At 73.7% G+C, this 11,146-nt stretch carries 9 protein-coding genes; 3 read left to right on the top strand and 6 right to left on the bottom strand.

Annotation, left to right across the window (positions count from 1 at the left end):
* Positions 1-170: 170 nt before the first annotated feature.
* Positions 171-1,418 (bottom strand): sensor histidine kinase, encoded by a 1,248-nt coding sequence (locus BIV25_RS03575; protein ID WP_071370595.1) that lies wholly within the window; start codon positions 1,416-1,418, stop codon positions 171-173.
* A 192-nt stretch (positions 1,419-1,610) separates the two neighbouring features.
* On the opposite strand from BIV25_RS03575, the gene BIV25_RS03570 reads away from it, so the two are divergent.
* Genes BIV25_RS03570 through BIV25_RS03560 form a run of 3 tightly spaced genes read left to right on the top strand, consistent with a single transcriptional unit; the run spans position 1,611 to position 4,620 of the window.
* Positions 1,611-2,720, top strand: a complete 1,110-nt coding sequence (locus tag BIV25_RS03570) for an ABC transporter permease (RefSeq protein WP_071370594.1) — start codon at positions 1,611-1,613, stop codon at positions 2,718-2,720.
* Entirely contained in the window at positions 2,717-3,454 is a 738-nt protein-coding gene (locus tag BIV25_RS03565; protein WP_071370593.1) for an ABC transporter ATP-binding protein, read from the top strand. Before BIV25_RS03570 ends, BIV25_RS03565 begins: the two co-directional genes overlap by 4 nt.
* Positions 3,451-4,620 carry an exo-alpha-sialidase gene (locus tag BIV25_RS03560; RefSeq protein WP_071370592.1) on the top strand — a complete coding sequence of 390 codons (1,170 nt, stop codon included), beginning with the start codon at positions 3,451-3,453 and terminating at the stop codon, positions 4,618-4,620. The genes BIV25_RS03565 and BIV25_RS03560 overlap by 4 nt, the downstream gene beginning before the upstream one ends.
* Here the strand turns inward: BIV25_RS03560 and BIV25_RS03555 are convergent.
* From BIV25_RS03555 to BIV25_RS03535, 5 genes are read right to left on the bottom strand one after another with little or no spacing between them, the layout of a single operon-like run.
* Positions 4,617-5,543 (bottom strand): dihydrodipicolinate synthase family protein, encoded by a 927-nt coding sequence (locus BIV25_RS03555; RefSeq protein ID WP_071370591.1) that lies wholly within the window; start codon positions 5,541-5,543, stop codon positions 4,617-4,619. The genes BIV25_RS03560 and BIV25_RS03555 overlap by 4 nt on opposite strands.
* Positions 5,544-6,563, bottom strand: coding sequence for an ABC transporter ATP-binding protein (locus tag BIV25_RS03550; RefSeq protein WP_071370590.1), 1,020 nt, complete (start codon positions 6,561-6,563; stop codon positions 5,544-5,546). It abuts the gene before it with no gap.
* Positions 6,560-8,530, bottom strand: a complete 1,971-nt coding sequence (locus BIV25_RS03545) for a dipeptide/oligopeptide/nickel ABC transporter permease/ATP-binding protein (RefSeq protein ID WP_071370589.1) — start codon at positions 8,528-8,530, stop codon at positions 6,560-6,562. Before BIV25_RS03545 ends, BIV25_RS03550 begins: the two co-directional genes overlap by 4 nt.
* Positions 8,530-9,486 (bottom strand): ABC transporter permease, encoded by a 957-nt coding sequence (locus tag BIV25_RS03540; protein ID WP_071370588.1) that lies wholly within the window; start codon positions 9,484-9,486, stop codon positions 8,530-8,532. Before BIV25_RS03540 ends, BIV25_RS03545 begins: the two co-directional genes overlap by 1 nt.
* A 4-nt stretch (positions 9,487-9,490) precedes the next feature.
* Positions 9,491-11,125, bottom strand: a complete 1,635-nt coding sequence (locus BIV25_RS03535) for an ABC transporter substrate-binding protein (RefSeq protein ID WP_071370587.1) — start codon at positions 11,123-11,125, stop codon at positions 9,491-9,493.
* Between the last annotated feature and the right edge of the window lie 21 nt (positions 11,126-11,146).

Genomic DNA, 11,146 nt, shown 5'->3' with positions numbered 1-11,146 from the left:
GGGCTGGGGTGGTCGGTGGGGTCCGGGTGGACCGGGGGCAGGCCGTGTGGGCGGTGGGGCCGGGGTGGGTGGTCACGGGTGGGCCTTCGTCTCGGCGGGCAACTGCGAGGGCAGCGGCGGGATTTCGGGGCGGGGGAGGTCCGCGCGGCCGGTGTCGTCCGGGTGGGTGGTCACCGGGCGGTCTCGGTCTCGGTCTCGGCGGAGGTGGTTTCGGTACCGGCGGTCGGGGGCTGTGTGAGGGGGAGCCGGGCGGTCAGGGTGGTGCCGTGGCCCGCGGCGGAGTCGACGGTCAGGGTGCCGCCCAGGGCGCGGATGCGGGCGTGCATGGCGGCCAGGCCGAAGCCGCCCGTCTCGGGGTCGGGCGCGGGCAGCAGGCCGGGGTCGAACCCGGCGCCGTCGTCGACGACCGTGAGGACGGCCTCGTCGTCGCGGCGGCCGAGGGTGACCTCCACCGCGGTCGCGCCCGCGTGGCGCACGGTGTTGGCGAGCGCCGACTGGGCGATGCGCAGCAGGGCCACCTCGTGCGCGGTCGGCAGGGCGGGCGGCGCACCGGCCGGGCGGAAGCGGGCGGTCAGCCGGTGCCGGGTGCCGGTGGTGGCGCACAGCCGCTCCAGCGCGTCCGGCAGGGTGCTGCCCTCCAGCGCGGGCGGGGCGAGAGCGGCGACGAAGCGGCGGGCCTCGGCGAGGCTGTCCACCGCGGCCTGGCGGGCCTGGCCGACGTGGCGCGCCGCGCTGTCCGCACCGGCGGGCAGGGTCCGCTCGGCGGCCCGCAGCAGCAGCTGGATGCTGGACAGGCCCTGCGCGAGGGTGTCGTGGATCTCGCGTGCCAGTCGCTCGCGCTCGGCCAGCACCCCCGCGGTGTGCTGGGCCTCGGCCAGGTCGGCGCGGGTGGCGGTGAGTTCCTCGATCAGGTGCCGGCGGCGCTCGCTCTCCCGGTACAGCGCCTGGTATCCCCACACCACCGCGACCGCGACGGCGGCCCCGAGCGCCGGGCCGATCGCCATGGCCGCGCTGAAGGCGCCCTGATGCGCGGCGAACGCGGCGATCGCCGCGCCCGCGGTCGCGGCCACGGCGGCCAGGCCGGCGCGGCGCGGCAGCAGATGGAGCTGGAGGAAGTACAGCGGGAAGGCCACCCACACACCGTCGGCGGACAGCGCCAGCAGCACCAGCCACGCCGCGCCGACGGCCGCCAGCCACCAGGCGGCGGCCCGCCGGTCGCCGTGGATCCGGGGCAGCAGCGGGCCCGCCGCGTACACCAGGGCGCACCCGGCGGCCCCGGCGAGGGTCGGCGCGGCGTGCGGCCGGCCGTCGGTCACGGCCCGGACGGCGGCGAGCGCGAGCAGACCGACGACGAGCAGATGCAGGCACCAGGACAGGGCCCGGGTGGCCGGGGTCGGTGCGGGAGCGGTGGCGTTCACGGTCCTACCAGCGTGGTTCACAGTCCCCCCAGGGTACGAAGACGCGCCACGGCCCGGCCTCTGCCGAAAGTTGCAATCCGGGCGCCGTCGTTCGATCCGCGAAGTGACCTCCGTCGCCGGATGCCCGCGGCGGGCGCGGGCGGCGACCGTGGAGGCACACTCCGTCCACCTCCGCAGAGAGCAGTCGCAGCCGTGTTCGTCGCCTGGAGAGACCTGAGGTTCGCCAAGGGCCGGTTCGCCCTGATGGGAGCCGTCATCACCCTGATCACCCTGCTGGTCGGGCTGTTGTCCGCGCTGACCGCCGGCCTGGGCCGGCAGAACATCTCCGCGATCACCGGCCTGCCCGCCGACCGGATCGCCTTCGCCGCCCCCGGCCCGGGGCGGAGTCTGTCGTACGGCGACTCCGCCGTCACCGTCCGGCAGTGGCAGCGGTGGGCCGAGGTGCCCGGCGTCACCCGCGCCGAACCCCTCGGGATCACCACCACCAGGGCCACCGCGGGCGACCGGAGCACCCCGGTCTCCGCCTTCGGCGTCCGCAACGGCTCCCGCCTGGCCCCCGACGGCGGCGCGATCCACGACCGTACGGCGGTGCTGTCCACCACCGCCGCCGCCGACCTCGGCGGCCTCGCACCCGGCGACACCTTCGCCCTGGCCGGCCGGAAGCTGACGGTGGCGGCCGTGGCGGGCGACGCCTCCTTCAGCCACACCCCCGTGATCTGGACCGGCCTCAGCACGTGGGCGAGCGTGGCACCTCCCGGCGCCGCCGGAACCGCCGCGGGTACCGACTCCGCAGCGAGCGCCACGGTGATCGCCCTGGACACGACCGCCGGCGCCGATGTCGCCGCCGCAGACCGGGCCATCGGCACCAGGACCGTCACCAAGGACGGCTCGCTGTCCGCGATCGGCTCCTACGCCTCCGAGAACGGCTCCCTCCAGCTGATGCGCGGCTTCCTGTTCGCCATCTCCGCGCTCGTCGTCGGCGCCTTCTTCACCGTCTGGACCATCCAGCGGGCCGGCGACATCGCCGTCCTGAAGGCGCTCGGCGCCTCCACCGCGCACCTGCTGAAGGACGCCCTCGGGCAGGCCGCCGCCCTGCTCGTCGGCGGCACGCTCCTCGGCACCGGCATCGCCGCCGCGTTCGGCGCCCTCGTCGTACCGGACACCGTGCCGTTCCTCCTCACCCCCGCCACCGTCCTCGCCCCCGCCGCCGTCATGATCCTGCTCGGCGCGCTCGGGGCCGCCCTGTCCGTCCGCCGCATCACCTCGGTGGACCCGCTGACCGCCCTGGGGAGCGCCCGATGAGCCTCGACCTGTCCGACGTCACCCTCAGCTACCCCGACGGCGACGACCGCCTGACCGCCCTCGACCACGTCACCCTGCGCGTGCCCAAGGGCACCCTGACCGCCGTGGCCGGGCCCTCCGGCTCCGGCAAGTCCAGCCTCCTCGCCGTCGCCGCCACCCTCGTCACCCCCGACGCCGGCACGGTGAGCGTCGACGGCGTCACCACGACCGGACTGAGCCGCGCGGAACTGACCGGGCTGCGCCGCCGCAGCATCGGCATCGTCTTCCAGCAGCCCCATCTGCTGCCCTCGCTCACCGCGGTCGAGCAGCTCCAGCTCATGGCCTCGATCGACGGGCGGTCACCGGCCGGGGCCCGCGGCCGGGCCCTGGAGCTGCTGGCCGCGGTGGGCCTGGCCGACCGGGCCGGACGGCGCCCCCACCAGCTCTCCGGCGGTCAGCGCCAGCGGGTCGGCATCGCCCGCGCCCTGATGAACGAGCCGACCCTCCTCCTGGTCGACGAGCCCACCAGCGCCCTCGACCACGAACGCGGCGCCGCCGTCGTCGACCTGCTCACCCGGCTGACCCACGAGCGCGGCACCGCCACCGTCCTGGTCACCCACGACCGCACCCACCTGCGTGCCGCCGACCGGATCGTCGAGGTCCGTGACGGTCGTCTCGGTGTGCCGCCGTCCGGTAGTGGCGCGGGCGTGGGCTACCGGCCGGGGGGAGGGGTGACGACGACGATGAGCGGATGACCCCGCTCCGCCGTACCCTGCTCTCCGCCCTCGCCCTCCTCGGCCCGCTCGCCGCCGTCCCGCCCGCCGAGGCCGCGCCGGCCCACCACTCGTACGGCTGCGCCTCCTCCGTCCCGTACGTCTCGGGCCGGGGCGGCTATCACACGTACCGCATCCCGGCGGTCGTCCGCACCCGGCTCGGCACGGTGCTGGCCTTCGCCGAGGGGCGGCGGAACGACGCGGCGGACACCGGAGCCATCGACGTCGTCCTGCGCCGCTCCACCGACGGCGGCTGCACCTGGGGCCCGCTGACCGTCGTCACGGCCGGGGACGGGGACACCCGGGGCAATCCGGCGCCGGTCGTGGACCCGCGTACCGGCGCCGTCGTCCTCGTGACCTGCTGGAACAGCGGGTCGGCGACGGAGCGCCAGATCATGCGCGGGGAAGCGGAGCGCCGGGTGTACGTCCAGCGCAGCGGGGACGACGGCCGTCGCTTCTCGCCCCCGGCCGACATCACCGCGCAGGTGAAGTGGTCCGGCTGGCGCTGGTACGCCACCGGTCCCGGGCACGCCGTCGCCCTCACCCGGGGCCCGTACCGAGGCCGCCTCCTCGTTCCCGCCAACCATTCCGTCGCCCCGTCCGCCGGCTCCTCGGGCCCCGGCCACGACGGCGGCCACGCGCTGTACAGCGACGACAGCGGCCGCACCTGGCACCTGGGCTTCGTGGCGGACGCCCCCCACGGCGTGGCCAACGTCAACGAGACGACGGCGGCCCAACTCACCGACGGCAGGCTCTACTTCAACGCCCGTGACCAGTACGGCACCGCCCCCGGCAACCGCCTCGACGCCTACTCCGGGGACGGCGGCCGGTCCCTGGAGCGCCCCTACGCCCGTCAGCCGAGCCTGTCCGACGTCCCCGTGGTCCAGGGCAGCGTCCTCCAACTCCGGGGACCGGACGCCCCGTTGCTGTTCACCGCACCCTCCGTGCCGACCGCTCGGCGGGCGCTCGCCCTCTGGTCCAGCACGGACGCCGGCCGCACCTTCACCAAGCGGCTCACCCTCTCCGCCCGCCCGGCCGCCTACTCCGACCTCGTCCAGCTGGGCCCCGCCACGGTCGGCGTCCTGTACGAGACGGGCGTCGCCCACAGCTACGAGAGCCTGGAGTTCCGCAGACTGGACGTCTCCTAGAGCAGTCCCGCCGCCGCCAGGAACTTGCCGACCTTCTCCGTCTCCTCGCCGGACAGCGGCACCTGCGGCTCGGCCGTCACCGGGCAGTCGATGATCCCGCGCAGGTGCAGCGCCGCCTTGAACGCGCCCAGCGCCGAGGAACCCCCGCCCATCCGTGCCGGGTCGCCCACCCCGACCAGCCCGAACAGCGTGCACAGCCGCTCCTGTTCGGCCCGCGCCCCCTCCCAGTCGCCCGCCCGGCACAGCCGGTACAGCCGGACGTACCCGTGCGGGTCGACGTTGCCGAGCCCCGGCACACACCCGTCGGCGCCGAGCGCCAGCGCGGAGTCCACGATCAGCTCGGAGCCGGTCAGCACGCTGAACCCGGCGTGCGCGCGGGCGCCCGTGACGACCTCGCGGAAGGCGCCCAGGTCCCCGCTGGAGTCCTTGAGCCCCGCCAGCACCCCGTCGGCGGCCAGCCCCAGCACCAGATCGGCGGGCAGCTTGGTGTGCACGGCCATCGGGATGTCGTAGGCGATGACGGGCACCTCGCTCACCGCCGCGAGCCGCCGGTAGTGGCGGACGATCTCCGCGGGGTGGGTGCGGGTGTAGAAGGGCGCGGTGACGACCACCGCCTGGGCCCCGGCCGCCGTCACCGCCGTGACGTGGTCCAGGACGCGGGGTGTGGTCATGTCGATCGCCCCGGCGATGACGGGCAGTTGGCCGCCCACGTGCCCGACGACCGCCGACACGACCTGCCGCCGCTGCCGGTCCGTCAGAAAGGCCGCCTCGGAGGTGGACCCGAGCAGGAACAGCCCGTGCACCCCGCCCTCCACCAGATGGTCCACCAGCCGCAGCAGCGAGGGCACGTCCACCTCCCGCTCCGGCGTCAGGGGCGTGCAGACGGGCGGGACGACACCGGTGAGCGGGACGGGGAACGTCATTCAGGGCTCCTGTGGCAGGCTCTGTCGGGCCAGGTCGCTGGTCGGCCGGTCCTCCTCCACAGGATGGTGGCAGCGGTAGCGGTGTCCGGGCCGTGACGCGGCCGAGAAGTCCGGCATCGACTCCGCGCACACCGCGTCCGCCTTCCAGCACCGGGTGCGGAACGGACAGCCGCTCGGCGGCCGGGTCGCCGACGGCACCGGCCCGGTCAGCGGGATCGGGTCGACGGGATCCAGCAGCCCGGGCGTGGCCGAGAACAGCGCGCGGGTGTACGGGTGCCGGGCCGCGTCGGTCACCCGGTCGGCCGGGGTCTCCTCCACGATCCGGCCCAGGTACATCGTGATCACCCGGTCGCTCATCCGCCGTACCGTCTGGATGTCGTGCGAGACGAACACCAGCGCCAGCCCGAGCCGGTCCTTCAGGTCCAGCAGGAGGTTGAGGATCTGCGCGCGCACCGACACGTCGAGCGCGCTGGTCGGCTCGTCGGCGACGACCAGCGCCGGGTCCAGGGCGAGCGCGCGGGCGATGGCGACGCGCTGGCGCTGACCGCCGGAGAGCTGCCCGGGCAGGGCGTCGGCGAGCGCCCGGGGCAGGCCCACCAGCCCCATCAACTCCCGTACCCGTTCGTCCCGTTGGGCCCGGCTGCCGCGCGCGTGGACGTCCAGCGGGTCGCGCAGGATCCGGCGCACGGGCAGCCGCCGGTTCAGCGCGGTCGACGGGTCCTGGAAGATCATGCCGACGCCCGCGCCGACCGTGGCCCGCCGCTCCCCGGCCGGCATCGCCCACAGGTCCCGCCCCCGGAACGCCACCGCCCCCGAGGCCGGCCGCTCCACCCCGACCAGCACCTTCGCCAGCGTCGACTTCCCGCACCCCGACTCGCCGACCACCCCGACCGTCTCACCGGCCGCCACGGACAGATCGGCGCCGGTCAGGGCGTACACCCGGGCGCGGGCGAACAGCCCGCCGCCGCGCGCCTTGTGGACGACATGGGCGTCCCGTACGTCGATGACCGCGGGCGTCACTGGAGCGCCTCCTCCACGGGTTCCACGGGCACGGCGGGGTGATGGCAGGCGGCCGTGTGCGTGGCCGTACCGGCGAGGACCGGCGCGTGCTCGTGGCACACCTCGCTCGCGCGCGGGCAGCGGTCGGCGAAGCGGCAGCCCGCCGGGAAGTCGGCGGGCGCCGGTACGACCCCCTTGATCTGTGTCATCCGTTCCTCGGCCGACTCCAGCGACAGCACGCTGCCGAGCAGCCCGCGCGTGTAGTGGTGGGCCGGCGCCGCCACCAGGTCGGCGGTCACCCCGCTCTCGACGATCTGCCCGCCGTACATCACCACCACCCGGTCGGTGACATCGGCGACCAGCGCGAGGTCGTGCGAGACGAGGATCAGCGCGAAGCCCAGCTCCTCGCGCAGCCGCAGCAGCAGGTCCATCACCTGGGCCTGCACGGTGACGTCGAGGGCGGTCGTCGGCTCGTCGGCGACGATCAGCCCGGGTTCACGGGACAGGGCCATGGCGATCAGCACGCGCTGGCGCTGCCCGCCGGACAGCTCGTGCGGATAGCTGCGCAGGGTGCGCTCCGGGTCCAGCCCGACCAGCTCCAGCAGCTCGGCCGGGCCACGGCGGCCCCCGCGCCGCACCAGCTGCCCCAGCTGGGCGCGGATGGTCATGGCGGGGTTCAGCGAGGACAGGGCGTCCTGGTAGACCATCGCCATCTCGTGCCCGAGCAGCCGCCGCCGCACCCGCATCGGCTCGGCGAGCAGGTTCCGCTGCCGGAAGCGCACCTGCCCGCGCACCCGGGCCTCCCTCGGCTGGAGCCCCATGACCGTGAGCGCGGTCAGCGACTTGCCGCACCCCGACTCGCCGACCAGGCCCAGCACCTCGCCGGGGTACACCTCGAAGCCGACCCCGGCGACGATGTCCACGCCCCGGTGCCGGTCCGGGAAGCCGATGGCGAGGTTCTCCACGGCGAGCACCGGCTGCCCGCCGCGGTCGGGCCGCGGCCGGGCACGCTCCCGCAGCCGCCGCGCCGCCTGCGGCAGTCCGGGCAGCGGGAGTACGTCACCGGGCTCGGCCTTCTCCAACTGGTCCTCCGAAGCCGCCACTTCACGCGTGGCGACCGGCGCGGCCCACGCGTCCGACACCCCCTCGGAGAGGATGTTCAGCGACAGCACGGTGAGCAGGATCAGCAGCCCGGGGAAGACGGTCGCCCACCAGCCGCCGGTCAGCACCATGTTCTTGCCGTCGGCGATGACACTGCCCCAGGACGGATCCGGCGGCCGCACACCCGCGCCGATGAACGACAGCGACGCCTCGAACACGATCGCCTCGGCGACCTGGACCGTGCAGAAGACGAGGACCGGCGCGGCACAGTTGACGGCCACGTGCCGCAGCACGATGTGCGGGGTGCGGGCCCCGATGACCCGCTCGGCGGTGACGTAGTCCTCCCCGTACTGGTCGAGCACGTTGGCGCGTACGACCCGGGCGACGGGCGGTGTGAAGAGGAACGCGATGGCGCAGATCAGGACGCCGATGCCGCCGCCGAACACCGCGACGAGGACGGCCGCGAGCGCGATGCCGGGGAACGCCATGACGACGTCCAGGCAGCGCATCAGCGTCTCGTCGACCCCCTTGCGGGAGGTGGCCGCGACCGCCCCGACGACGGCCCCGGCGACCAGCGCGAGCCCCGTCGCCCCCAGCCCGATCGCCAGCGACCAGCGGGCGCCGTACATCAGCCGGCTCAGCAGATCACGGCCGAGACTGTCCTGCCCGAGCCAGTGCGCGGCCGACGGATGCCCGCTGCCGCCGACCGGGTCCTGCTGGTCGAGCGGGTCGTCGGGCGCGAGGAGCGGCGCGAGCACGGCGACCAGGATCACGACCGCCAGGAAGCAGACGGCGAGTCTCGACGGCAGCGGCAGCCGGCGCCAGCCGCGCAGCCGGACGCCGCCTGGTCGGGTGAGCCGTTCGACGAGGCTGGCGCGGGTGTTCATCAGGCCGCCCTCAGACGTGGGTTGACCAGCAGATACAGGAGGTCGATGACGAGGTTCACGACGACGAACCCGGTGGCCGTGGTGAGGACGACCCCCTGCACCACCGCCGGATCGCCGTTCTGCACGGCGTCGATCATCAGCTTGCCCATGCCGGGCAGCGAGAAGATCGTCTCGATGACGACGGCACCGCCGAGCAGATAGCCGACCCGCAGCCCGAGCACGGTGAGCGGATTGACCAGGGCGTTGCGCAGCACGTTCCGCCCCACCACGACGAGGGGCGGCAGCCCGCTCCCGATCGCCGTCCGGACGTAGTCCTTGTCCAGCTCCTCCACGACGGACGTCCGCACGATCCGGATGAGCTGGGCGGCGACCGGCAGCGAGAGCGCGAACGCGGGCAGCGCCATCGTCCTCAGCCAACCGGTGAGCGAGTCCGCCGGGTTGATGTACCCGCCGGTCGGGAACCAGCCCCGGTCCACCGCCAGGTACTGGATCATGAGCAGCGCCAGCCAGAACCCGGGCGCGGCGACCCCGACGAGCGAGACGACCCGGATGACCTGGTCCGGCGTCCGGTCCCGCCAGACGGCGGCCGTGACGCCGCCCACCAGCGCCAGCACCACGGCGACGCCGAGGCCGAGGAAGGTCAGCTGGAGCGTGAGCGGCAGCGCGGTGGTGACCTGGTCGACGACGGGCGCGCGGGTCAGGGCGCTGGTGCCGAGGTCGCCGTGCAGCAGATCGCCGACGAAGTGGACGTACCGCACCGGCAGCGGATCCAGCAGACCGTTGCGCTCCCGGAAGTCGTGCAGCTGCCGCGGGGTCGGGTTCGCGCCCTGGAAGAACGCGGACGCCGGATCGACGTCGGAGAACCGCATCACCAGGAACACGAACAGCACGATCCCGAGCAGCAGCGGCACCAGCAGGGCGACACGGCGCAGCAGGATCCGTACGACGGCCGTCATCCCGTCAGACCCACTTGGCCTGGAGCACGTTGATCCCGGGATACGGCTGGGCCCTTATCCCGGTGAGCCTGCGCGGATCCCACGCCGTCATCAGTTCATTGTGGACGACGGGATACAACACGGCCTGCTCGGCGACGACGTCGATGTAATCCTGGATGAGCGCCTTCTTCTTCACGGGATCGGACTCTCTGGTCGCCCGGTCCATATCGGCGAAGAGCTGCCTCGCGACGGGATTCCCGGCCCACCGCGTGTACCCCATCCACAGATTCTGCGGCCCGTAGTTGTAATGCATGATCAGGTCGGCGTCGAGCCCGAACTGATTGGGATTGGAGGCCGCCGCCACCACCTGGTAGTCCTGCTTCTGGTCCATCTTGGTGAACACGGCCGTGGTCTCCTGCGGCGCCAGTGTCGTCTCGACGCCGACCGCGTCCCAGGAGGACTTGATGGTCGGCAGACAGTCCACGATCCAACTGACGTTCACGGCAAGGATGTTGACCTTCAGCCCGCTGACCCCGGCGGCCTTCAGCAGCGCCTTCGCCTTCTCGGGGTCGTAGCCGTAGACGGTCTTCGCCCGCCGATAGGCCGGATTCCCCTCGTTGAGGAAGGAAGAAGCCGGCTTCCCATGCCCCCGGAGGGCGACCTGCACCATCTTCCGCCGGTCGATGGCGTAGTGAAGCGCCTGTCGGACCCGCACGTCGTCGAACGGCTTGTGCGCGGTGTTGAACATCAGGAAGAGGTTGTTCATCCCGGCCCCGCCCGAGACCGTCAGCCCGCCCTGCTCCAGCCGCGCGATGTTGGCGTACGGGATGTTGTCCGCGATCTGCGCGCCGGCGCCGGCCCCGGAGATCTTCGCGACGCGCGGCGCCGCATCGACGATCGTCAGCCAGTTCATCCGCTTGAAGGCGGCCGGCCGCGGCCCGTTGTACGCGGCGAACGCCTCGAACGTCGTGTTCGACTTCGGATGATGCGCACTCTGCCGGTACGGCCCCGACCCCACGGCCAGCCCCGTGATCGCCCTGTCCCATCCGCCGGGCCGGGCGAACACGTGCTTCGGCATGACCTTGGCGAGGGTGAGCCGCGAAAGCCCGTCCGGGAAGGGGAACTTGAGGACGAGCTCGACGGTGCGGTCGTCCACCTTCCGGACGCCCTCCAGCCAGCTCTCGAAGAACCCCTTGGCGAGGGTCGGGGTCTTCGGGTCCAGGATCCGGTCGAAGACGAACACGACGTCGTCGGCGGTGACGGGCTTGCCGTCGTGGAAGGTGGCGTTGGGACGGAGTGTGAACTTCCAGGTGGTGGCGCCGGGATCCGCGGGCACCTCGGTGCCGAGCGCGGGATACGGCACCCGGGTGATCGGATCGGTGTCCAGCAGGCCCTCGTAGATGTGGTTGTTGGCGGCCATCGAGAAGGCCGACGCCGTCTGTGTCGGATCCCAGCTGCCGTCGTTGCCGTACCCGATCACGGCGGTCAGCGTCCGGTCCTTGCCGCTGCCGCCGCCCCCGGTGTCGTTCGTCGACTGCGGCCCGCCCGAGCAGGCGGCCAGCGTGGACGGCAGAGCGGCGGCCAGCCCGAGGGCACCGGCACCTTTCAGAAAGGACCGGCGGCGCGGGGCCGGCAGGTCGCGGGTCACGTCGTCACGCACGGAGCCTCCAGCGAGGTCGGG

Source organism: Streptomyces sp. MUSC 14 (assembly GCF_001866675.1).
GTDB lineage: Bacteria > Actinomycetota > Actinomycetes > Streptomycetales > Streptomycetaceae > Streptomyces.
The sequence above is the reverse complement of the archived record's forward strand: the minus strand, read 5'-3'. Positions and strand labels throughout refer to the sequence as shown.

Coding starts and splice junctions, on each gene's coding strand:
- BIV25_RS03565 (WP_071370593.1), top strand. CDS start 2,717: ATGAGCCTCGACCTGTCCGACGTCACCCTCAGCTACCCCGACGGCGAC.
- BIV25_RS03560 (WP_071370592.1), top strand. CDS start 3,451: ATGACCCCGCTCCGCCGTACCCTGCTCTCCGCCCTCGCCCTCCTCGGC.
- BIV25_RS03555 (WP_071370591.1), bottom strand. CDS start 5,543: ATGACGTTCCCCGTCCCGCTCACCGGTGTCGTCCCGCCCGTCTGCACG.
- BIV25_RS03545 (WP_071370589.1), bottom strand. CDS start 8,530: ATGAACACCCGCGCCAGCCTCGTCGAACGGCTCACCCGACCAGGCGGC.
- BIV25_RS03540 (WP_071370588.1), bottom strand. CDS start 9,486: ATGACGGCCGTCGTACGGATCCTGCTGCGCCGTGTCGCCCTGCTGGTG.